Genomic DNA, 21,981 nt, shown 5'->3' on the forward strand with positions numbered 1-21,981 from the left:
GGGCGCGGGACAGATGATCCGCCATCTCGCCGACGAGACCGGGATTGAGCAGGTTCTTGAGTGGTTCCGCCATGGATGCCTCCGTCGCGAGCCTATCGAAATCCGGCAACGGGAGACAGGCCGGCCGCCACTTTCCAACAGCATAGTTCGGCGGTTTTGGCCGGCTGCCGACCGGAACCGGGGACGGCGCTTTGCGTTGGGTCAATGCGCCACTTCGCCATATTCCTCATGAATAGTGATGGGCGCCCGCGTTCGACCGGGCGTGGAAACGCAAGCTTTCTGACGGGAGTGAAGAATGAACAGCACCACATGGATCCTCGCCGCCGACGGCAATCAGGCCCGGCTGCTGAAAGGCGTCAACCTCCTGAAGGACACGCCGCAGAGCCCCGAACAGGAGGTTTTCCGGTCCGAGACGAAGAAGGTGCAGGACATCATGGCGGACAAGCCGGGCCGCAGCCATTCGTCCGCCGGCCAGGGGCGTTCCGCCATGGAATATTCGAGCGACCCGGTGCGGGAGGAACAGCAGAAATTCACGTCCGCGGTGGCAAGCCGCGTCGACGGCTATGCTGCCGAAGGCGCCTTCGACCGGCTGGTGGTCTGCGCCGCGCCGCAAACGCTCGGCGATCTGCGTTCGATGCTTTCGGCGCGGACCCGCGACAAGACGATGGCCGAGATCAGCAAGGATTTCAGCAATCTGCCGACCGAGAAGCTGATCTCGTCGGTCCGTTCGATCATGTTCGACGCCTGAGTACCGAACTGGCGCGCCGACGGCTCAGAAGTCGGTCGGCACGCCGCCTTCGGCCTTGCGGCGGGCCACGAAGTCGTCGAGTTCCTCCTCGGTCGCCGGATCCATCGCAGGGCGCTCATAGGTGTTGAGCTTGTCCTTGAAGACACGGTTGGCGTGGTCGTAGGTCGTCGGCCGGCCGGCCTCGCTCCAGGTTTCGAAGTTGCGCCAGTCCGACAGGATCGGGGCGTAGAACGCCGTCTCGTAGCGCGCGAGCGTATGCGCCGTTCCGAAGAAATGGCCGCCGGGGCCGACGTCGCGCACCGCGTCGAGGCCCAGCGCATCGTCGCTGACGTCGAGCGGCGTCAGGAATTCCGCCACCATCTGCAGCATGTCGACGTCGAGGATGAATTTCTCGAAGGAGGCCGTCAGGCCGCCCTCGCTCCAGCCCGCCGAATGCATGATGAAATTGCCGCCGCCCTGCACGAGCGCCCAGAGCGAGAAGGCGGATTCGTAGGCCGCCTGCGCGTCGAGCGTGTTGGCGGCATTGGTGTTGGAGGTGCGGTAGGGCAGGCCGTATTTGCGGGCGAGCTGCCCGCCGGCAATCACCGCCTTCATATATTCCGGCGTGCCGAAGGCGGGCGCGCCCGTCTTCATGTCGACGTTCGAGGTGAAGCCGCCATAGATCGCCGGCGCGCCCCTGCGCACCATCTGCGTGAAGGCGATGCCGGCAAGCGCCTCGGCGTTCTGCTGGACGACGGCGCCGGCGATTGTGACCGGCGCCATCGCACCGGCCAGGGTGAAGGGCGTGACGACCACGACCTGGTTGCGCGACGACATCTCGATGATGCCCTGCAGCATCGGTCCGTCGAGGCGGAGCGGCGAGGAGGTGTTGATGATCGTGAAGAGCGAGGGCTCCCGCTCCATCTGCTCCATCGAGATGCCGCGTGCGATGCGGGCGATCTCGATGCCGTCGGTGTTGCGCTGCTTGCCCAGCGAATAGACATGGAACGCCTTGTCGGTGAGCCTCGCGAGGTCGGACAGGCAATCGAGGTGGCGGACGGAGGGATGAAGGTCCACGGGCTCGACGGGATAGCCGCCCGTCGTGTGGATGATGTCGTAGCACTGCGCGAGCTTGACGAGCTTGCGGAAGTCCTCCTGGTTGCCGGCGCGCCGTCCGCCTTCGCGGTCGGACACGAAGGGTGCGGAGGCGATCTGCGCGAAGACGAGATTGTTGCCGCCGATCGTCACGTTTCGCCGGGGGTTGCGGGCATGCAGGGTGAAGGATGAGGGTGCGGAGGCGATCATCTCCGCGATGAGGCCCCGGTCGAAGCGTACCCGGTCCGTGCCCGGCGTCACGTCGGCGCCGGCCGCTTTCATCCGGTCGCGTGCTTCCGGCAGGATGATGTCCATGCCGATTTCCTCGAGGATGGTCAGCGAGGCCTGGTGCACCGCCTCCAGCGCATCGTCCGACAGCACTGAGGATGGCGTCATCGGATTGACGAGGCCGAGGTAGCGCGCGGCGCCGTCCGGCTGGCGCTGCCGCTCGGCACTGCGCCCGCCGCTGCGCCGGCGCCGTTCGATCGGTGCCGGACTGCCGTCCGGTTGCGATCCGAGGTGGGTTTCCAGATTGACGATGTCGCCCATGTCCGTTCCCGATGGTTGTCTCGATGCCGTCACTCTGCCATGCAGGCGTGGCGCGATGCGCCGCCATTTGCGACAGCGGAGAGGGCAGGCGAATAAGCCGGCGCCTCGAAGTCTCGAAGGGGAGTCGCGCCTGCGCGCAGGCGCGTGCCGGAGTGGATGACCGATCCTCGCAACGATCCGTTAACCATCTGTTCAATCGCCCATGCTACGCCTTGGGGGGTATCTTTCCCTCCGGTCCTTTCCTCGGGAATGTGTTGCGTGGCTGAACATCAGGACGAGCGGCTGGCCGACGTTGTCGCGTTTGTCGAGGCGCAGGCGCATCCCGCCTACGTCAAGAGCAGCGAGATGCGTTTCCTCGCGGTGAACTCGGCCTATGCCGAGCTCTTCGGCCATGCCCGCGCGGATTTCGTCGGCCTGCGCAGCGACGAGATGGGCGAGATCCTGGGACACGAGGATCGCGACGAGCACGAGCGCCGCTGCCTGATCTTCGGGGCGACGGAGACGGCGCGCTACTTCCATCCCTTCGGCGGCGGCAGTTTCGTCATCACCATGGAACGGCGGCGCCTGTCGGAACACTGTGCCGTCCTCGTGGGCAGCTTCATGCCGGCGACCGACCGGCTTGCGACCGTCATGGGCATGATCGCCAGCCAGGTGGTCGCCGAGGACGAACATGTGGCCACGCTTCCGGTGCTCGCCCCCGCTGCGAATGCCGGGGACGGTACCCGGTCGTCGCATGGCACGGCGATCGAGAGCGCGCTCGACACGATGGGCGCGGGCGTGGCGGTGTTCGGTGCGGATGACCGGCTCGCCTATGCCAACGGAAGCATGCGAGGCTTCTACCGGGCGTTGATCGGTGATCTTGCCGACGGGCCGGTTTCATTGAAGACCATCACGACGGCGCTCTACGACGTCGAGACGGCCCGCGACGGCGGCGAACGTCCGCAACGCGAGGCCTGGGTCGCCGATCGCCTCGGCAAATACGACCTGCCCCTCTTCGAGAGCGTCAGCCGCACCGCGGCCGGATGGATGCGTCTCATCACCCAGCGCCGGCCGGACGGCATTCTGGTCGCGCTGCGCATGGACGTAACGGCGCTCAAGGAAAGCGAACATCGCGTCCGCCAGCATGCACAGGAAATCAGCCTCTACCGGGCGCTCATCGACGAACTGCCTGTCGCGAGCTTCATGCGCGACGACCAGGAGCGCATGGTTTTCGCCAACCGCGCCTTCATCGCGCTGAACGGCCGCCCGATGGAGGAACTGGTCGGCAAGACGGCGCTGGAGATGTATCCCGAGGACGGCGAGGCCTTCCACGAGCGGAACCAGCGTGTACTCGAAACCGGCGAACTGATCGAGACCGAGATCGACTACCGCCGGCCCGACGGCGCTTTGGTTCCCACCATCACGCGCCTCTACCGGGTGACGACGCTCGACGGCAAGCACTACCTGATCGGCTCCATAACCGACACGTCGCTGCTGAAGAAGCGGCAGGACCAGCTCATCGAGGCGCAACGCCATGCCGAAGCGATCCGCTCCGATCTCGAGAACATCGTCGAATCGCTGCAGGTCGGCATCGTCGTGATCGACGGCAACGGGACGATCGAGCTCGCCAACGGCGCTTTCTCCACTCTCTGGAAGGGCGCGCTGCCGCCCATGGAGGGCCGGCCCTTCGGCGAACTGCTACGGTTCAAGGGGACGCAGGGCGACCACGCGGCCGAGGATCCGACCTGTGCCGAACAGTGCCTCTGCGAGATACGGTCCGGTTCGGCCCCGGCCCGCGAGGTGAGCTACGCCAACGGCAGCACGCTGATCGAGGCGGGACAGCCGATTTCCGGCGGGCGCTGCCTGCTGACCTTCATCGACATCACCGAGCGCCGCGAGCGCGAGCGGGAGGTTCTGGAGACCCGCAGCGCGCTTGAAGACGTCGGCCGCCTCGTCAAGGACGCCGTTTCCGCCATGGGGCAGGGGCTGCTGATCATCGACGGCGGCAGGGTGGTGCTCGCCAACGAGGCACTGTTCGACATGGTGGCGCTGCCGCGCGACCTCCTGGCGCCCGGCGCCTCAATCGACGACATTTTCGCAAGCTGCGAAGAGCGGGGCATCCATGGCTATGTCGGTGATCAGCGCATCGAGGCACGCCAGTTCCACGAGCTGATCGCGCCGGACCGGCACGCCTCCATCACCATCCTCAGCGGTCTGCAGCGGTGGATCCAGCTCGACGCGACGCCGACCGGTCACGGCCGCCTCGTGCTCGTCTTCTCCGACATCACGGAGATGAAGGACCGCGAGGAGGAACTGCGGCGGCTGGTCGAGCGCGCCGAGATGGCTGACAAGGCGAAGTCCGAATTCCTCGCCAATATGAGCCACGAAATCCGCACGCCGATGAACGGCGTTCTCGGCATGGCGGAACTCCTTGCGAAATCCGACCTCGATACACGCCAGAAGACTTTCATCGACATCATGGTGAAGTCCGGCAACGCGCTTCTCACCATCATCAACGACATCCTCGATTTCTCCAAGATCGACGCGGGGCAGATGGTGCTGCGCAAGGCGCCCTTCAATCCGGTCGAGGCGGTGGAGGACGTCGCGACGCTGTTGTCCGCCAAGGCGGCGGAAAAGGACGTGGAGCTCATCGTCCGCAGCGCGCCGGACATGCCGAAGAGCGTTGCCGGCGATGCCGGGCGTTTCCGCCAGATCGTCACCAATCTCGTCGGCAACGCCGTCAAGTTCACCGACCGCGGCCAGGTCGTCATCCACATGTCCGGCCGTCCCGCCGGCGAGGGCAGGGCGACGATCGAGGTTCGTGTCGAGGACACGGGCGCCGGCATCCCGGCAGACAAACTCGCCTCGATCTTCGAAAAGTTCTCGCAGATCGATGCCTCCTCGACGCGGCGCCACGAGGGCACGGGGCTCGGCCTTGCCATCACGCAGGGCCTTGTCCGGCTGTTCGACGGTACGCTGACCGTCGAAAGCACCGTCGGTCGCGGCTCGGTCTTCGCCGTCGGCCTGCCCTTCGATGTCGGCGAGCAGGCCTTCGTGCGCGACATGCTTCCCGAGGCGCTGCGCGGCGCGCGCGTCCTCGTCGTCGACGGCAACGATGCGACGCGCGATCCGATGCGCGACCTGCTGGCCGGCTGGGGCTTCGATGCGACGGGCGTCGCGGGCGAGGCGGAAGCCCGGGCCCTGCTTGCCGCGGCGGCCGGGCTCGGCATCTGCGTCGACGCCGTGATCCTCGACCACGTGGCGATCGACGCGGACGGCGCGGAGGCCCTGTCGGCGCTGCGACGCGACTTCCCCGCCCCCGCGCTGGTGATGCTCTTCGGCGCCGGCAACGCCGGTTTCGGCGCGCTGGACGCCCTGCCGATCGATGCACAGGTGATGAAGCCGGTGCGCCATGAGATCCTGTTCGACATGCTGTGCGAGCTCGTGCGGACGCGCCGGCGCCGGCAGACGCAGGAGAATGCCGTGCCGCCGCCGGCAATGCGCGGACCGGAACAGGACAAGGCGGCGGCGCAATCGCCGCCCGGCGCGCCGGTCGACATCCTGGTGGCGGAAGACAACGATGTGAACCAGATCCTCTTCCGCCAGATGCTCGAAGGCGCCGGTCATTGCTTCACGATCGTCACCAACGGCGCCGAAGCTGTCGAGGCCTACAAGCGGCTGAACCCGCGGATGATCCTGATGGACGTCTCGATGCCCGTCATGAACGGCCACCAGGCGTCGCGCGCGATCCGCGACATCGAGAAGGCAACGGGCGCCCATGTGCCGATCGTCGCCGTGACCGCCCATGTGCTCGACGGCGATCGCGAACTCTGTTTTGCCGCCGGCATGGACGATTTCCTCAGCAAGCCGATCAGCGCCGACCGGCTGGAGGAGATGGTGATGCGCTGGCTGTCCCGCGACGAGGAGCCGGCGCTGCGGCATGCGACGCTGCACTGAGGACGCCGGATCTCTGGCGCACCGCCGTCAGTCGCGGCGGCCGCGCAGCATTTCCCGCTTTCCCGCGAAGCCGGGAAGGCGCTCCACTGCAAATCCCGCCGCGAGCAGGTTGCGCCGCACGAAGCCCGCGGCCGCATAGGTGGCGAAAGTGCCGCCAGCCCGGGTCAGACGGAAGGTCGCGTCCATCAGTTCGGCGGACCACATGTCCGGATTGCGCGACGGCGCGAAGCCGTCGAGATACCAGGCGTCGAAGGAGGCCGGCCATGTCTCGATCCGGTCGAGCGCCGGGCCGACCGCCACGGTCAGGGTGGCGTCGTCGGCCAGGCGGAGTTCCACGAGATCATCGGGCTCGTCCGGCCAGGCGGCCACGAGCGCCCGGCGTTCCGCGTCGATCTCGGGCCAGCGCGACAGGGCGCGGCCGATATCCGCGGCGGCCATCGGGAAGCGCTCGAAGGAGGTGAAGGAAAGACGGGCGCCGGGGCGGCGAACAGCCTTCCATTGCCGCCACGTCTCGCAGAAATTGAGCCCCGTGCCGAAGCCGAGCTCGCCGATCGCGAAGCGCCCGGCAGCGGCCCAGCGTTCGGGCAGGCGGTTGCCCGCCAGGAACACGTGGCCGCATTCGAGCCGGCCGTCCGTGCGGCAATAAAAGTGATCGCCAAAGGCCGGCGAATAGGGCATATCGCCCTCATGCCATTCAAGCCCCATCGTGCCGGCCCCCATCGCGCCGGCTTCGGCTGCATCGTCCGAGATCTCTGCCATGACGCTCTCCGTTAGCGCCGGCGGCACAAGTGGTCAACCGTCGCCCGATCTCCTCGTCGTCGGCGGTGGCGTCATGGGGCTCTGGGCGGCGTTGAAGGCCGCCGATGCCGGGCTGGATGTGCTGCTCGTCGAGCGGTCGCGGATCGGCGCGGGCGCCAGCGGCGGGCTGCTCGGCGCGCTGATGCCGCACATGCCGGATCGCTGGAACGACAAGAAGCAGTTCCAGTTCGACGCGCTCGTGTCGCTCGAGGCGGAAATCGCCGCGCTCGAGGCGCGAACCGGACTGTCGGCAGGTTATCGCCGCACGGGGCGGGTGATTCCGCTCGGCCGGCCGCATCTGCGGCAGATCGCCGAACGGCAGGCGCAGGACGCCCGCACCGTCTGGCGGCAGGGCGAGCACGCCTTCCGGTTCGAGGTGACCGATGCGGCGCCGGCGGAAGGATGGCCGGCGGCAGGCGCGGCGGACTGCGGCTTCGTCGTCGAGGCGCTTTCGGCACGGCTCGACCCGCGACGGCTTCTTTCGGCTCTCAAGGTGGCGATCGAACAGGCGGGCAGGGTGCGGATCCGGGAGGGCACGGCCGTGGTGTCGCTGGACCCGATGGCGCGCTCTGCGTCGCTTGCCGACGGCACGACGATCACCTTCGGCCATGCGATCCTCAGCGCGGGTGTCGAGAGCTTCGATATTCTGGCGCGCATCGGGCCTCCTCCGGCACGGCCGATCGGCGTGCCGGTCAAGGGGCAGGCGGCGCTGCTGCGCGCGGATGCCTCCCCCGGCCTTCCGATCGTTTTTCAGGGCGGACTCTACGTCATCGCCCATGACGCGGGACATGTCGCGGTGGGCAGCACCAGCGAGCCTACCTTTGCCGTGCCCGGCGGCACGGACGAACACCTCGATGCGGTGATCGAGCGGGCGCAGAGGCTCGTTCCCCTGCTCAAGGGCGCTGCAGTGCTCGAACGCTGGTCAGGGCTTCGGCCGAAGGCGATCGGCCGCGACCCGATGGCGGGCCGCCATCCGCTTCATTCCTCGTTTAGTGTCTTGACCGGCGGCTTCAAGATCAGTTTCGGGGTGGCGCATGCCCTCGCCGCGGCGGTCGTCGGGGAAATCGCAAACGGCAGTCCGCCCGGGCTGCCACAGTCCTTCACCGTTGCCGCGCATCTGGAGGCGGCGCGCTGAGGCCTTACATCCAGTAGGGCGGCACGCCGTAATAGTCGTGAATCACCTTGCCGTTGCGGCGGTTCCACTCGTATTCCGCATCGCTTTCGTAATGCGGCGCGTTTTCGACCTGCGCCCTGGTCACGTCGACGCGGTAGCCGCCGAGCGATTCGTCGTAGTTCAGCTTGCCCCAGGGAAGCGGATAGCGGTCGTGTCCGATGCCGAGGAAACCGCCGAAGCTCAAGACGGCATAGGAGACGCGGCCGCTGCGCTTGTCGAGAATGAGTCGCTCGACGGTGCCGATATGTTTGCCGTCCGCACCGTAAACACTGGTGCCCTCGACCTTGTCGCTTGCAATAAGCTCCTGTGTTTCCTTGATAGTTGCGTCCTGCATGATCATGGCATGTCTCCTTTCCTTTCGGGCAGGAAGAACGTCGCCATGCCACTATTGTTCCGGAAGACCGTGGGATTGCGACGATGCCGCGACGGCACTGCCAACGCTTCACGCAAACGTCGTCAATACTATGGAAAATCGCCGGAATTCCTTCGTGAAGCTGTCATGCAAATCACCTACCCCTCGGCTCGCTGCGCCCGGATCCGGGTCGCGGCTGATCCGAGGAGCCGCGCACCATGCGCTACGCCATCTATTTCACGCCGCCGGCGCACCATCCCGTGACGACCACGGCCGCCGCCTGGCTGGGGCGCAACGCCTTTTCCGGCGACTTCGCGGAGACGCCGGACGTGCCTGGCCTTACGCTGCAGGAACTTGCCTACTACACGGCCCTGCCGCGCCGCTACGGGTTCCATGCCAATCTCAAGGCGCCCTTCCGCCTGGCGGAGGGCGTGAGCGAGGCGACGCTGCTGAAGGAACTGATGCTCTTCGCCGGCGCGATGCGGCCGTTCCGCCTGCAGCCGCTCGAAGTCGCCCGGCTCGGTACCTATTACGGCCTCGCGCCCGAGCGGCCCGACACCGACATGCACCGTCTGGCGGCGCTCGTCGTCCAGCACTTCGATGCCTTCCGCGCGCCGCTCACCGAGATCGAGATCGAACGGCGCGACCCGGACGGCCTGACCGCGCCGCAGTTCGCCAACCTGCACCGCTGGGGCTATCCCTATGTGATGGACGAGTTCCGCTTCCACATGACGCTGACGGGCACCGTCAATCCCTGCGACGGCCAGCGTATCGAAAAGGCCTTGCGCGATCATTTCGCGGGCGTGCTCGCTGCGCCGCTCGACGTGTCGAGCATCGCGCTCTTCGTGGAGGAGGAGACAGGGTCGCCCTTCCGCGTCCACTCGCTGCATCCGCTCGGGCGCGTCGACCGTCGCCGGAGCGCCTGAGGCTTCAAAGCCCTTTGGAAAGCCGCGTTTCCGTCTCGACTTTCGCTTTGCGGATGCTACCGTTCGGCGAGATGAGAAGGGCGGACCGATGACAGCAGACAAGACCTATCCCCGCGACCTGATCGGTTACGGGCGCAACCCGCCGCGGGTGCGCTGGCCGGGCGACGCGCGCATCGCGGTCCAGTTCGTGGTGAACTACGAGGAGGGCGGCGAAAGCTCGATCCTCGACGGCGACCCGGCGTCGGAGAACCTGCTGTCGGAAATCGTCGGGGCGCAAGCCTGGCCGGGACAGCGCAACCTTAACATGGAATCGATCTACGAATACGGCGCGCGCGCCGGCTTCTGGCGCCTGTGGCGGCTCTTCACCAGCCGCAACGTGCCGGTCACGGTCTACGGCGTGACGCTCGCCATGGCGCGCAACCCCGAGGCCGTCGCGGCCATGAAGGAGGCGGACTGGGAGATCGCCAGCCACGGCTACCGCTGGCTGGAATACAAGGATTTTCCCGAGGACGTGGAGCGCCGGCACATCCGCGAGGCGGTGCGGCTGCACACCGAGCTGACCGGCTCCCACCCGCTCGGCATGTATCAGGGCAAGCCCTCCGACAATACGCTGCGCCTCGTGATGGAGGAGGGCGGCTTCGTCTACTCCTCCGATTCCTATGCCGACGATCTGCCCTACTGGGTGCCGGGGCTCGACGGGAAACCCTTCCTCATTATTCCCTACACGCTCGAGACGAACGACATGCGGTTTGCGACGCCGCAGGGCTTCAATGCGGGCGACCAGTTCTTCACCTACCTGAAGGATGCCTTCGACGTGCTCTATGCGGAAGGCCGCGAGGGCAGCCCGAAGATGCTGAATGTCGGCTTGCACTGCCGCCTGGTCGGCCGGCCGGGGCGCGCCGCAGCGCTGGCGCGCTTCGTCGACTATGTGCTCGGCCATGACAGGGTCTGGGTGCCGCGCCGCATCGAGATCGCCCGCCACTGGTACGCGCACCACCAGCCGGAGGGGCCGATCGCATGATGACCCGATCGGACTTCGTCGAGCGCTTCGGTGGCGTCTTCGAGCATTCGCCGTGGATTGCCGAACGGGCCTTTGACGCCGGCGGCCTGCAGGAGACGCCGACGGCCGACGGGGTGCATGCGGCGCTCGTCGGCCAGTTCCGCGCGGCGAGCCCGGCGGAACAGCTCGGCGTGCTGCGCGCCCATCCCGATCTGGCCGGAAAACTGGCGATCGCCGGCGAATTGACCGAGGACAGCCGCAACGAACAGGCGGGCGCCGGGCTCGACCGGCTGTCGCCGGAGGAGCATCGGCGCTTCACCGCCCTCAACACGGCCTATACGGAAAAATTCGGCTTCCCCTTCATCATCGCCGTCAAGGGGCAGACGAAAGACGGCATCCTTGCTGCCTTCGAACGCCGCATTGACAATACGCCCGAACAGGAATTTGAAACGGCGCTGCGGCAGGTGGAGCGGATCGCGCTCCTGCGCCTGACCGCGATGCTGCCCGGAGCCTGACATGACGCCTGAGACCACCCTTCCCGAGTTCACCAAAGGCGCGGTCAATCTCGCCTCCGCCCGCCTCGGTGCCGCGGGGCTCTTCGCCACCGACGACTTCTTCGCGCCGCTTTCGCGCATGCTCGCCGACGAGCCGGCCGTCTGGAGGGAAGGCGTCTACGACGAGAACGGCAAATGGATGGACGGCTGGGAGAGCCGGCGCAAGCGCGTGCCCGGTCATGACCATGCGGTCATCCGGCTCGCCATGCCCGGCCGCATCCGCGGCTTCGACGTCGACACCAGCTATTTTACCGGCAATTATCCGCCGCACTGCTCGATCGAGGCCTGCCGCATCGAGGGCGGCGATCCGAGCGAGGCGACCGCCTGGACGGAGATCCTGCCGAAAGCGCCGCTTGGTCCCGGTGCGCATCATTTCCTCGAACTGCCGGCCGGCGAGCAGGCGAACGTCTGGACGCATCTCAGGCTGCACATCTATCCGGACGGCGGCGTCGCGCGGCTCCGGGTCTATGGCGACGCGCATTTCGACTGGTCGAAGGTCGGCGCCGGTGAAGAAATCGACCTCGCCTATATCTTCAACGGCGCCAGGTCGCTTGCCTGGTCGAACGCCCATTACGGCGTGCCCGACCAGATGCTCGCCCCCGGCCGTGGCATCAACATGGGCGACGGCTGGGAGACCGCCCGCCGGCGCGGCCCCGGCAATGATTGGGCGATCATCAAGCTCGGCCATGCCGGCATCATCCGGCGCATCGTCGTCGATACCGCGCACTTCAAGGGCAATTATCCTGACGCCTGCGACCTGCTGGGCGCCTTCCTGCCGGATCAGGACGATGCATTCGACGAGGCGGCGCTCGAAGCCTCGCTGCAGTGGAAGCCGATCCTCGCCCGCCAGAAGCTGCAGATGGATCATATCCACGCGTATTCCGGTGCCGACGTCATCGACATCGGGCCGGTGACGCATGTGCGCTTCGCCATGTATCCGGACGGCGGCGTCAGCCGCCTGCGGCTGTTCGGGACGAAGGCGTGATGGCGGAGACACTCGTCGTCGAGCCGCTGACGAAGGCGGCCTTCGCCCCCTTCGGCACCGTCATCGAGGCCGACCCGGCGACCATGCGGCTGATCAATGACGGCACGACCGAGCGTTACCACGGGCTCGCCGTCGCGGAAGCGGTGGGTGACGGCGCGCGCGTCATCATCAACATCTTCCGCGGCAGCCCGCGCGCCTTCCCCTATACGGTCGGCATGATGGAGCGCCATCCCTTCGGCAGCCAGAGCTTCTCGCCGATCGACGACCGGCCATGGCTCGTCGTCGTCTCCGAAGACGAGGCCGGCCGGCCGGGCAGGCCGCGCGTCTTCAGCGCCAGCGGCCGGCAGGGCATCAACTATCGCCGCGACGTCTGGCATCATCCGCTGATGACGATCGGCGAGACGAGCGACTTCCTCGTCGTCGACCGCCAGGGCGAAGGAAGCAATGTCGTCGAGCATTTCTTCGACACACCCTATGTCATCGTCGATCCCGAACTGGAGCGCCCATGAACGCCACCGGCCGCCTCACCACCCATGTCCTCGACACCGCACTCGGCGAGCCGGCCGCCGGTCTGACGATTGATCTCTTCTGGCTGGAAGGCGGCGAACGCCAGTGGATCAAGACGGTCGAGACGAACAGCGACGGACGGGTCGACGGGCCGCTCCTCGACGGTATCGGCTTCATGGCGGGCATCTATGAGCTGGTGTTCCATGCTGGCGATTATCTGCGCCGCAGCGGTGCCGACCTGCCCGAGCCCGCTTTCCTCGATGTCGTTCCGCTCCGTTTCGGCATCGCCGACCCCACCGCCCACTACCACGTGCCGCTCCTGCTTTCGCCCTACGGCTATTCGACCTATCGCGGAAGTTGATTCGGCTGCCGTAAGGTTAACCTTTCCTTAAAGGTCCGGTTATTTTAGTTGACTCGCGAAGTCATGTTTTTTAGAACCGCCCCATAGGGCTGGTTTTCCCGCAATTGCCGCCTCGAAGGACTGTCATCCTGTGCGTTTTCACGTCCCGGAGTGGCTGTCGCTGTGCGCAATTTTCCGGCGGGCCGCCGCCCAGGGCGGCGCAGCTGCCCGTTCGACAGTGTTTCAGGAGAGGCGCACCGGCTCATCTCCGGGGTTTAAGGGGTAGAAAATGGCAACCACCAGCAAGATCAAGATCGATGCGTCCGCCTTGGCGTCGATCGACTTCGAGAGCTATATCGCGAGCTACTTTGCGGCACTGACATCCGTCGGCAGCTCGACCTATTATGACGGGGAGGTCGTCAATTCGATATACGGGCCGCAATATGTGAAGGGCGACCAGGTCGGCTTCCGCTACACGACGACGCCGACGAACGATGCTCAGGTGCTGATGGAAGGCACGGACATCGCCTACAACTTCCTCACCTACGGCACCAATCACGGATTTCCGGTGAGGTCGACAGCTTCACGCTCGGTTCCTACGACGCCGACACGACCTATACGACGACCGGCACGACGCGCTCCGCGCTGACCGGCGTCATCTCGGGCCTCGTCGTCTCCGACCTCGGGCTCGTCGCCGACCAGAACGACGACGCCGACACCGCGGCGAACGAAGTTTACGAACTCTACAACGCGCTTCGCCGGGCCGGCAACGACAGTTCCTTCGTCGACGTCCTCTACGAGATCCTCGGCCGCCGCGCGCAGCATTTCGTCGGCACGACGGGCGACGATACCTATACCGGCACCGGCTTCGACGACACGATCGAGGGCAACGGCGGTGACGACGCGTTCGGCGGCGGCGACGGTGACGACATCTTCGTCGTCGACGGCACATCGGGCGACTTCACGATCACCAAGAACACCGACGACACCTATTCCGTCGCCGAGGGCAGCTGGACGGCGACGCTGACCGACATCGAATTCATCGAGTTCGACGACGTGACGCTCAACATCGCCGAAGGCCCGACGGGGCTTGCGCTTTCGGCAACGTCCGCCAGCGAGGCAACGGCGGTCGGGACGGTTCTCGCGACCCTTTCCGCGACGAGCGACAACCCGCTGACCTACACGCTCACCGATGACGCCGACGGCACCGTCGAGCTCGTGACCAGCGGCGGCGTCACCCGGCTCGTGCTCGCAAAGGCGCTCGACTATGAGGCCGCCACGTCCTTCGATATCACCGTCGAGGTTTCCGACGGCATCGAGGAGAGCACGAAGACCTTCACCTTCGGCGTGCTCGACGCGAACGAGGCGCCGACCACGCTGACGGTCTCCACCCAGGCCGTGCGAGAGGACGCGGACGTCGGCGACGTCGTCGCGACCCTGTCGTCCACCGATCCGGAAGGCGACGCGGTGACCTACAGCCTCGTCTCGAATCCGGGCGACGTGTTCCGCATCGAAGGCGACACGCTGGTGCTCAACACGCTCATCGATTTCGCCGATGCCGAGACGCGTACCATCGAGCTCGCCGTGACCGATGCCGACGGCCTCACCAAGGTGGAGACCTTCACGTTCGACGTGACCGACGTCGTGAACATTTCCGTCGGCAGCGACGGAACCGATGTCGTCGAGGGCAACAAGGGGGTTGACCGCTTCCTCGGCGGCGACGGCAACGACCGGCTCTACGGCAACGGCGGCGACGACCGGCTGAAGGGCGAGGGGGGCGACGATCAGGCTGCCGGCGGTGCCGGCGACGACAGTATCAGCGGCAACCGCGGCTCCGACCGCCTGTTCGGCGGTGCCGGCGGCGACACGATCGACGGCGGCGAAGGCGACGACGTGCTGCAGGGCGGCGACGGCGACGACGACCTGACCGGCAATGGCGGCGACGACGTGCTGCGCGGCAACGGCGGGGACGATGTCCTGCGCGGCCGCATCGGTGCCGACGTGCTGAACGGCGGCACGGGCGACGACATCCTGTCCGGCGGCTACGGCGCCGATCTCCTGACCGGCGGCAGCGGCGCGGATACCTTCGCCTTTCGGGCGGAGAGCGCCTCTCCGGCCGGCGAAGGCCGCTTCGACACGATCCTCGACTTCAATGTCGCCGACGGCGACCGCATCGACCTCACGGGCTTCGACGCGAACGGCAACCGCAGCGGCATCCAGCCCTTCGACTTCATCGGTACAGACGGCTTCTCCGGCAAGGCCGGCGAGCTGCGCTACGGCAAGCTCGATGGCGATACTTTCGTGCGGGCGGATCTCGATGGCGATTCCGAGGCCGATTTCGTGGTGAAGCTCGAAGGCGGCTTCGACCTGCAATCGGATTCCTTCCTGCTGTAGTCCGGCAGGCGAAACGCCCGGAAAAAGCCTCGCGCCGGCTGCCGCCGGTGCGGGGCCTTTTCATGGACGGAACATATGCGGCGGCGTGCGGGGCTTAATCAGTCGCCGAGGAGCTGGCGGTCGTCGCCGTCGCGGTGGCGCACGAGTTCTTCCTTGATGCCGCGCAGGGCCTTCAGCGCCTTGTTGCGGTCCGCGTAGGCGACGAGATTGGCCAGAATGTCGATGGCGCCGAGATAGGCGAAGCGCGTGGAGGTCGGCCGGAAGATGTTTTTCCCTTCCGGCATGTCGATGGCGATCAGCACATCGGCGGCGGCGGCGACCGGCGAGTTGCTCTGGGTGATGACGATGGTCGGTATGGCGCGCTGCCGGAGCAGGTCGAGGCAGCGGACAAGCCCGAGATCGCGGCCGGTGAAAGAGGAGCCGAAGACCACGGTGCCGGCCTGGGCGGCTGCCGAAAGCATCAGGTTCATGTTGTGGTCGTTCGAGGCGTTGATCCGGCATCCGAGGCGGAAAAGCCTGTTGTGCAGTTCGTTGACGATCATCGCCGAATTGCCGCTTGCCCCGAAGGCCTGGATGAAGTCCGCGCCGCGCAACAGGTGGGCCGCCTCGTCGAGCGCCTTGAGATCGAGCTGGCGGTGCAGCTGGAAGAGCGCGTTCTGCGCCTTGGTCACGATATCCTCGGCGACTTCCGCCGGCGTCGCGGTCGGGACTTCCGGCTTGAGGTAGCGCAGCCCGACATAGGTCATGCGGGCAAGCTGCATCTTGAAATCGGAAAAGCTCTGGCATCCCAGCCGGCGGCAGAAGCGGGTGACGGTCGGCGGCGAAACGCCGGCACGGCCCGCGAGGTCGATGATCGAGGAGTTGACGACGAAATCGACGTTTTCCAGCACCAGATGGGCGAGCTTCTTTTCCAGCGCGGAGAGCTTGCCGTCCTCGTCGGAAAGAGCGTGAAAAAGATCCATCGTGCCCGCCTTCGAAGAGGGAGCCGAGGGTGCACCGGGCCCATTCATGAAAATAAATTTCTCCTCTGCGTTGTTTCATACCACATTGCCTGCGGGTATCAACGCGGGTGATGGCTCATGCGAAAATAAAATACAGGTTCCGCGAGACCCGCCCGCGCCCCTCGCGAAGCGTATCGCCTGCGGGCCCAGTCGCACTTACGGCGGGCCGCCCTATGGTTCGTCCGGACCTGTCGCCCGGAAAAATTGCCTGCGGTCGCCGTTCCGGCGCGGGAATCCGCAATCATCGCCGCGGGCCGCATGAAAATGGACGCCCCTAACGCCCGCCTGTTTTCATCCGTGCGGTACCGGACCACCGCGTCCCACCCGCCGAGTCGTCGAAAATATCGCCCGGAACGGTTTGATCTTCAAAATGAATCGCGTCCGGCTTTGCCGGAAGCCGCGGCGCATCGTCCGTGAAAATTTTCAGGAAAAATCTCGGCAAAGAAAATGAATTACATAAATCTCCCAATAATGCCAAAATACGGTTGACTTAGGCCAAACTTCGCGCATTATTAAGAAAATAAATTACATGGCGTGACCATGTGAGCGGGCGAACGCAACCGGAAACCAGACAATCGGACGATGGGCGGGCAACGGCCGCCCGCCTCTTCCTCGACGACTGAAAGCGTCGCGGAAGAGGCGGACCTGCGCCCGCCGGCGCCGCCGTCGGATCCAGACCGGCGGGCGGCAAGACGGAACCTCATTCGGATCAACTGCATATGCGAATCTTCACGGCCTCGTTGGCCACGGAAACGAACACCTTCTCGCCCGTGCCGACGGACATGCATGCCTTCAAGGCCGCCTTCTTCGCGGCTCCGGGCGAGCATCCGGATGCGCCGACGCTCTGCTCTTCCGTCGTGCCCATCCTGCGCCGGCGCGGGCGTGCGGAAGGCTTCATCACCATCGAAGGCACGTCCTGCTGGGCCGAGCCCGCCGGCCTCATCCAGCGCCAGACCTACGAGACGCTGCGCGACCGCATTCTCGGCGAACTCCGGGCGGCCCTGCCTGTCGACGGCGTCGTGCTCGGCCTGCATGGCGCCATGGTCGCGCAGGGCTATGACGACCCGGAAGGCGATTTCCTCTCGCGGGTTCGTGCCATGGTCGGCCCCGATGTGCTCGTGGCCGCCGAGTTCGATCCGCATAGCCACCTGACGGCGCTGCGCGTCGAAAGCCTCGACCTGATGGCGACCTTCCTCGAATTCCCGCATACGGATTTCGAGCAGCGCGGCGAGCATGTGGTCGATCTGGCGCTGAGGACGCTGCGCGGCGAGATCCGGCCCGTCATCGCCACCTTCGACTGCCGCATGATCACCATCTTCCCGACGAGCCGCGAGCCGATGCGCTCCTTCGTCGATCGCCTGAAGGCGATGGAGGGCCGGGACGGCATCCTGTCGCTCTCGGTCATCCACGGTTTCATGGCGGGCGACGTGCCGGATATGGGCACGCGAGTTGTCGTGGTGACAGACGGCGACAAGCCGAAGGGCGATGCGCTTGCCGAAAGCCTCGGCCGCGAACTCTACGGCCTTCGCAAGAAGGCCGCTATGCCGATGTTCGACACGGAGGCCGGCCTTGACCGGGCGATCGCCGTTCGCGCCGAACAGCCAAATGTGCCCGTGGTGATCGCCGATGTCTGGGACAATCCGGGCGGCGGCGTTGCAGGCGATGCGACCCATATCCTCAGGCGCATGATGGAGCGCGGCCTCGACGACTTTGCGGTGGCGACGATCTGGGACCCCATCGCCGTCTCCTTCTGCCATGCGGCGGGCCGGGGGGCCGAACTTGACCTGCGATTCGGCGGCAAGTCCGGCCCCCAGGGCGGCGCACCCATCGATCTCCGGGTGACGGTTCAGGACGTCTTCGACGCCGGCTGGCAGAGCTTCCGCAACAGCCGCGTGACGCTCGGCAGCACCGCCGTCGTGCGCCCGCTCGGCACGGAAATCGACATCGTGCTGATCACCAGCCGCACCCAGACCTACGAGCCGGATATCTTCGCCAACCAGGGCATCGACTTTGCCGGCAAGGCCTACCTGCTCGTCAAGTCGACCAACCATTTCCACGCGGGCTTCCAGCCGGTCTCCTCCGAGATCGTCTATATCGCCGCACCGACTTCCTACCCCACCGATCCGGCGACGACGCCCTACCGCAAGGCGAGCCTCAAGCTCTGGCCGCGCGTCGCCGATCCGCTGGGGCTCGAAAGCTGAGCCGCCGGCCGGAGAGGAACCGGCCGGCGACTTGAGACGATGGCACGACCGGCGCGGTGCGAGACACCTGCCGGCATATTGAAAGGGGAACGACCATGAAACGTGTACTGGTTCTGACAACGCTGGCGATGCTGGCCGGCACGAGCGGGCTGGCGATTGCCCTCCAGAGCGCCCATGCGGCCGACGGCATCCTGACGGTCGCGACGATCGGCGAACCGCCGACGCTCGACGCCATGCAGACGCCGACCGACATCGTGCTGACCATCGACCAGCACATCTTCGAGACGCTCTATACCTATGATGTCGAATGGAAGTCGGTGCCGCTGCTCGCCGCCAGCCTGCCGGACCTGTCCGAGGATGGCCTGACCTATCGCATCCCGCTGCGCGAAGGCGTCACCTTCCACGACGGCAGCGCGTTTGATTCCGCCGACGTGGTCGCCTCGCTGAAGCGCTGGATGACGATCAATTCCAAGGGCAAGCAGGTCGCCGAGGTGGTCGAGAGCCTGACCGAGGACGGGCCGAACGCCGTCGTCTTCAAGCTGAAGTCGCGGTATGCGCCGCTCGTCGCCACCCTGTCGCAGGCTTCCATCATTATCCCCTCCGAGAAGGCCGGCGAGACGCTGACCGAATTCGTCGGCACCGGCCCCTATGCGCTGAAGGAGCGCAAGCCCGACCAGTATACCCAGCTCGTCCGCTTCGAGGACTACAAGTCGCCGGAGGGCGAGCCGAGCAACTATGCGGGCAAACGCGAGGCGATCGCCAAGGAAATCCGCTTCGTGCCGGTGCCGGATGCCAATACCCGCGTCGAGGGCCTGATTTCCGGCCAGTTCGACTTCGCCGACTCGCTGCCGGTCAGCGCCTATGAGCGCGTCGAGGACAGCGGCGTCGCCAAGCCTGTCATCTACGAGAACACCGGCTGGGCCTCGATGAACATGAACATGCAGGAAGGCCTTCTCGTGAAGAAGGAATTCCGCCAGGCCGTTCAGGCAGCGCTCAACCCGAACGACATGATGCTCGCCGCCTTCTCCGACGACCGCTTCTTCAGCGTCGACGGCTCGATCTTCCCGGAGGGCTCCTTCTGGCACACCGAGGCGGGCGTCGTTCGCTACGGCGAAGGCGATCCGGAGGCGGTCGGCAAGCTGCTCACCGATGCCGGCTATGACGGCACGCCGCTCCGGCTGATGACGAGCCGCCAGTACGAGTTCCACTACAAGATCGGCGAGGTCGCCAAGGCCTATCTGGAGGCTGCCGGCTTCAAGGTCGACTTGCAGGTGGTGGACTGGGCGACGCTGACGACGCGGCGCGCCGATCCGAAGGAATGGGACATCTTCATCACCCACTCCAACTTCCCCGGCGACCCGACGACGATCAACACCATCACCGACACTTATCCGGGCTGGTATGTTTCGGACCAGAAGGCCAAGGCCGTCGCCGCCTATATGGAGGCGACGACCGACGAGGCCAAGAAGGCCGCGTGGGACGGCATCCAGACGGCGATCTACGACGACGCGCCGCTCTACAAGGTCGGCAACTTCAACGCCGTATCGGGCGTCGCAGCCGGCATCACCGACTACACGCCGACCTACTGGCCGAAGTTCTGGAACGTCACCCCGAAAGAGTAAGGCGGTAAAACCATGGAACGGATCACGCGGGCGCTTCTGAAACGGCTCGGCGGCATGGCGATCGTGCTCGCCCTCGTCGTCACCGTCGTCTTCATCATCGTCCGCGTGACGCCGGGCGATCCGGCTGCCGTGATGCTCGGCTCGGACGCGACCCCCGAGGACATCGCGCAACTGCGCACGCGGCTCGGGCTCGATGCGCCGCTCATCGTGCAATACGGCCAGTTCGTGCTCGGGATCCTTAAGGGTGATCTCGGCCAGTCGATCTTTCTCGACCAGCCGGTGACGACGGCGCTTGCCGCGCGTGCCGAGCCGACTTTCTTCCTGACGCTCTTCTCCATCCTGATTGCGGTCGGCATCGCGCTGCCCGTCGGCATCCTGTCGGCGGTCAAGCGCGGCACGCTCTTCGACCAGATCGTCGTGACGCTGACGATGGTGGCGGCGAGCGTGCCGAGCTTCTGGCTCGGCCTGCTCCTGATCCAGGCCTTTGCCGTCGGGCAGGGCTGGTTCCCGGCGTCGGGCTATGGCGGGCCGGACGCCACCTTCTTCGAGCGGCTGCACCATCTCGTGTTGCCGGCCGTCGCGCTCGGCATCGTCAATTCGGCGCTGATCACCCGCTTCACCCGCGCGGCCATGCTTGACGTGCTCGGCGACGACTATGTGCGCACCGCCCGTGCCAAGGGGGCCGGCGAGGGGCGGGTGATCCTCAAGCATGCGCTGAAAAACGCGCTGATCCCGATCATCACCGTCATCGGCCTTTCGATCGCCATGCTGGTCGCGGGCGCCGTGGTGACGGAAACGGTGTTCGGCCTGCCGGGCGTCGGCAATCTCGTCGTCTCCGCCGTCTTGAGGCGCGACTATCCGGTCATCCAGGGCACGCTGCTGGTCGTCGCGGCGATCTACGTGCTGATCAATTTCGTGGTGGACATGCTCTATATCCTCGTTGACCCAAGGGTGCGGCTATGACCATCGGCGGCCTCTCCATGCCCTTCGCCTCGGGCCTGCGCCGGCTGCTCGGTAACCGCGCCATCCTCTTCGGCGCCGTCATCCTGGCGATAGTCGTTCTGGCAGCCCTGCTGGCACCGCTGATCGCGCCCTACACGCCGAACAAGCTGTCGATCGTCAACAAGCTGCAGGTGCCGTCCGCCACCCATCTCTTCGGCACCGACGAGTTCGGCCGCGACATCTTCTCCCGTGCCATCTATGCCGGACGCGTGTCGCTGCTCGTCAGCCTCGGCGTCGTCTGCATCTCCACCGTCCTCGGCGTCATGCTCGGCGTCGTCGCCGGCTTCTTCCGCAAGCTCGACGCGCCGATCTCGCGGCTGCTCGACGCGATGATGTCCTTCCCGGACATCCTGCTTGCGATCGCGCTCGTCGCCGCCCTCGGACCGTCGCTCCTGACGGTCATCCTGGCGCTCGGCATCACCTATGCGCCGCGGCTTGCCCGCATCGTGCGCGGCTCGACGCTGGTGCTGCGCGAACTGCCCTATATCGAGGCGGCGGTCGCCATGGGCCTGCCGACCTGGCAGATCCTGACGCGCCATGTGCTGCTCAACCTTGCCTCGCCGATCCTCGTGCAGGCGACCTTCGTCTTCGCCTCGGCGATGCTGGCCGAGGCGAGCCTCTCCTTCCTCGGCGTCGGCGTTTCCACCGACATGCCGACCTGGGGCACGATGCTCGCCGCCGGCCGCGAATACATGAACAATGCGCCCTGGCTGATGATCTTCCCGGGGCTGGCGATCGTCTTTTCGGTGCTCTCGCTGCAATTGCTCGGCGATGGCTTGCGCGACCTGGTCGATCCGCGGCTGGCGAAGGAGACGTGA

The 21,981-nt window shown here is 66.1% G+C and carries 19 protein-coding genes and 1 pseudogene; 16 read left to right on the forward strand and 4 right to left on the reverse strand.

Annotated features, from left to right (window positions below):
- Positions 1–295: 295 nt before the first annotated feature.
- Complete coding sequence (locus LXM94_RS02820) at positions 296–748, forward strand: host attachment protein (RefSeq protein WP_235769630.1); 453 nt, start codon at positions 296–298, stop codon at positions 746–748.
- 24 nt (positions 749–772) lie between these two features.
- Here LXM94_RS02820 and LXM94_RS02825 read toward each other — a convergent pair whose 3' ends face one another.
- The gene (locus LXM94_RS02825; RefSeq protein WP_235769631.1) at positions 773–2,371 is read right to left on the reverse strand and encodes a trimethylamine methyltransferase family protein; all 1,599 of its coding nucleotides are present in this window, start codon (positions 2,369–2,371) and stop codon (positions 773–775) included.
- 258 nt (positions 2,372–2,629) lie between these two features.
- On the opposite strand from LXM94_RS02825, the gene LXM94_RS02830 reads away from it, so the two are divergent.
- Positions 2,630–6,307, forward strand: a complete 3,678-nt coding sequence (locus LXM94_RS02830; protein ID WP_235769632.1) for a PAS domain-containing hybrid sensor histidine kinase/response regulator — start codon at positions 2,630–2,632, stop codon at positions 6,305–6,307.
- Between the two features lie 27 nt (positions 6,308–6,334).
- Here LXM94_RS02830 and mnmD read toward each other — a convergent pair whose 3' ends face one another.
- Complete coding sequence (gene mnmD, locus LXM94_RS02835) at positions 6,335–7,066, reverse strand: tRNA (5-methylaminomethyl-2-thiouridine)(34)-methyltransferase MnmD (protein WP_235769633.1); 732 nt, start codon at positions 7,064–7,066, stop codon at positions 6,335–6,337.
- On the opposite strand from mnmD, the gene LXM94_RS02840 reads away from it, so the two are divergent.
- A complete protein-coding gene (locus tag LXM94_RS02840) occupies positions 7,065–8,240 on the forward strand; it encodes an NAD(P)/FAD-dependent oxidoreductase (RefSeq protein WP_235769634.1) in 1,176 nt (391 codons plus the stop codon). The two genes, mnmD and LXM94_RS02840, sit on opposite strands and share 2 nt — an antisense overlap.
- Positions 8,241–8,244: 4 nt before the next feature.
- Here the strand turns inward: LXM94_RS02840 and LXM94_RS02845 are convergent, their stop codons facing one another.
- A complete protein-coding gene (locus LXM94_RS02845; protein WP_235769635.1) occupies positions 8,245–8,619 on the reverse strand; it encodes a PRC-barrel domain-containing protein in 375 nt (124 codons plus the stop codon).
- Positions 8,620–8,849: 230 nt separating this feature from the next.
- On the opposite strand from LXM94_RS02845, the gene LXM94_RS02850 reads away from it, so the two are divergent.
- The 9 genes and pseudogenes from LXM94_RS02850 to LXM94_RS02885 all read left to right on the forward strand — a co-directional run bounded on the left by LXM94_RS02850 (position 8,850) and on the right by LXM94_RS02885 (position 15,337).
- Entirely contained in the window at positions 8,850–9,557 is a 708-nt protein-coding gene (locus LXM94_RS02850; protein ID WP_235769636.1) for a DUF1045 domain-containing protein, read from the forward strand.
- 88 nt (positions 9,558–9,645) lie between these two features.
- Complete coding sequence (gene puuE, locus LXM94_RS02855) at positions 9,646–10,578, forward strand: allantoinase PuuE (protein WP_235769637.1); 933 nt, start codon at positions 9,646–9,648, stop codon at positions 10,576–10,578.
- A complete protein-coding gene (uraD, locus tag LXM94_RS02860; RefSeq protein WP_235769638.1) occupies positions 10,575–11,072 on the forward strand; it encodes a 2-oxo-4-hydroxy-4-carboxy-5-ureidoimidazoline decarboxylase in 498 nt (165 codons plus the stop codon). Before puuE ends, uraD begins: the two co-directional genes overlap by 4 nt.
- A 1-nt stretch (position 11,073) precedes the next feature.
- Positions 11,074–12,096, forward strand: coding sequence for an allantoicase (gene alc, locus LXM94_RS02865; RefSeq protein ID WP_235769639.1), 1,023 nt, complete (start codon positions 11,074–11,076; stop codon positions 12,094–12,096).
- A complete protein-coding gene (locus LXM94_RS02870) occupies positions 12,096–12,605 on the forward strand; it encodes an ureidoglycolate lyase (protein WP_235769640.1) in 510 nt (169 codons plus the stop codon). Before alc ends, LXM94_RS02870 begins: the two co-directional genes overlap by 1 nt.
- Entirely contained in the window at positions 12,602–12,964 is a 363-nt protein-coding gene (gene uraH / locus LXM94_RS02875; protein ID WP_235769641.1) for a hydroxyisourate hydrolase, read from the forward strand. The genes LXM94_RS02870 and uraH overlap by 4 nt, the downstream gene beginning before the upstream one ends.
- 268 nt (positions 12,965–13,232) lie before the next feature.
- On the forward strand, positions 13,233–13,592 hold the full coding sequence (locus LXM94_RS02880; protein ID WP_235769642.1) for a hypothetical protein: 360 nt from the start codon (positions 13,233–13,235) through the stop codon (positions 13,590–13,592).
- A gap of 152 nt (positions 13,593–13,744) precedes the next feature.
- Positions 13,745–13,864: pseudogene (locus LXM94_RS26265) on the forward strand (hypothetical protein); the annotation flags it as partial.
- Between the two features lie 135 nt (positions 13,865–13,999).
- Positions 14,000–15,337: a hypothetical protein gene (locus LXM94_RS02885; protein ID WP_235769643.1), complete on the forward strand. Its 1,338-nt coding sequence runs from the start codon at positions 14,000–14,002 to the stop codon at positions 15,335–15,337.
- A 98-nt stretch (positions 15,338–15,435) separates the two neighbouring features.
- Here the strand turns inward: LXM94_RS02885 and LXM94_RS02890 are convergent, their stop codons facing one another.
- Positions 15,436–16,299 (reverse strand): MurR/RpiR family transcriptional regulator, encoded by an 864-nt coding sequence (locus tag LXM94_RS02890; protein ID WP_235769644.1) that lies wholly within the window; start codon positions 16,297–16,299, stop codon positions 15,436–15,438.
- A 758-nt stretch (positions 16,300–17,057) separates the two neighbouring features.
- Between LXM94_RS02890 and LXM94_RS02895 the strand changes: the two genes are divergently transcribed.
- From LXM94_RS02895 to LXM94_RS02910, 4 genes are all read left to right on the forward strand, one after another.
- A complete protein-coding gene (locus LXM94_RS02895; RefSeq protein WP_235769645.1) occupies positions 17,058–18,539 on the forward strand; it encodes a M81 family metallopeptidase in 1,482 nt (493 codons plus the stop codon).
- A gap of 95 nt (positions 18,540–18,634) precedes the next feature.
- Positions 18,635–20,161 carry an ABC transporter substrate-binding protein gene (locus tag LXM94_RS02900; RefSeq protein WP_235769646.1) on the forward strand — a complete coding sequence of 509 codons (1,527 nt, stop codon included), beginning with the start codon at positions 18,635–18,637 and terminating at the stop codon, positions 20,159–20,161.
- Positions 20,162–20,182: 21 nt separating this feature from the next.
- The gene (locus tag LXM94_RS02905; protein WP_235769665.1) at positions 20,183–21,124 is read left to right on the forward strand and encodes an ABC transporter permease; all 942 of its coding nucleotides are present in this window, start codon (positions 20,183–20,185) and stop codon (positions 21,122–21,124) included.
- Positions 21,121–21,981 (forward strand): ABC transporter permease, encoded by an 861-nt coding sequence (locus LXM94_RS02910; protein ID WP_235769647.1) that lies wholly within the window; start codon positions 21,121–21,123, stop codon positions 21,979–21,981. The genes LXM94_RS02905 and LXM94_RS02910 overlap by 4 nt, the downstream gene beginning before the upstream one ends.

Origin of the sequence: Rhizobium alarense, assembly GCF_021555155.1 — a bacterium.
Lineage (GTDB): Bacteria > Pseudomonadota > Alphaproteobacteria > Rhizobiales > Rhizobiaceae > Rhizobium_D > Rhizobium_D alarense.

Bases quoted from the DNA above. Each gene is read 5' to 3' on its own strand.
- LXM94_RS02820 (WP_235769630.1), top strand. From the start codon at position 296: ATGAACAGCACCACATGGATCCTCGCCGCCGACGGCAATCAGGCCCGG.
- LXM94_RS02825 (WP_235769631.1), bottom strand. From the start codon at position 2,371: ATGGGCGACATCGTCAATCTGGAAACCCACCTCGGATCGCAACCGGAC.
- LXM94_RS02840 (WP_235769634.1), top strand. From the start codon at position 7,065: ATGACGCTCTCCGTTAGCGCCGGCGGCACAAGTGGTCAACCGTCGCCC.
- mnmD (WP_235769633.1), bottom strand. From the start codon at position 7,066: ATGGCAGAGATCTCGGACGATGCAGCCGAAGCCGGCGCGATGGGGGCC.
- LXM94_RS02845 (WP_235769635.1), bottom strand. From the start codon at position 8,619: ATGATCATGCAGGACGCAACTATCAAGGAAACACAGGAGCTTATTGCA.
- LXM94_RS02850 (WP_235769636.1), top strand. From the start codon at position 8,850: ATGCGCTACGCCATCTATTTCACGCCGCCGGCGCACCATCCCGTGACG.
- puuE (WP_235769637.1), top strand. From the start codon at position 9,646: ATGACAGCAGACAAGACCTATCCCCGCGACCTGATCGGTTACGGGCGC.
- uraD (WP_235769638.1), top strand. From the start codon at position 10,575: ATGATGACCCGATCGGACTTCGTCGAGCGCTTCGGTGGCGTCTTCGAG.
- alc (WP_235769639.1), top strand. From the start codon at position 11,074: ATGACGCCTGAGACCACCCTTCCCGAGTTCACCAAAGGCGCGGTCAAT.
- LXM94_RS02870 (WP_235769640.1), top strand. From the start codon at position 12,096: ATGGCGGAGACACTCGTCGTCGAGCCGCTGACGAAGGCGGCCTTCGCC.
- uraH (WP_235769641.1), top strand. From the start codon at position 12,602: ATGAACGCCACCGGCCGCCTCACCACCCATGTCCTCGACACCGCACTC.
- LXM94_RS02880 (WP_235769642.1), top strand. From the start codon at position 13,233: ATGGCAACCACCAGCAAGATCAAGATCGATGCGTCCGCCTTGGCGTCG.
- LXM94_RS02890 (WP_235769644.1), bottom strand. From the start codon at position 16,299: ATGGATCTTTTTCACGCTCTTTCCGACGAGGACGGCAAGCTCTCCGCG.
- LXM94_RS02895 (WP_235769645.1), top strand. From the start codon at position 17,058: ATGCGAATCTTCACGGCCTCGTTGGCCACGGAAACGAACACCTTCTCG.
- LXM94_RS02900 (WP_235769646.1), top strand. From the start codon at position 18,635: ATGAAACGTGTACTGGTTCTGACAACGCTGGCGATGCTGGCCGGCACG.
- LXM94_RS02910 (WP_235769647.1), top strand. From the start codon at position 21,121: ATGACCATCGGCGGCCTCTCCATGCCCTTCGCCTCGGGCCTGCGCCGG.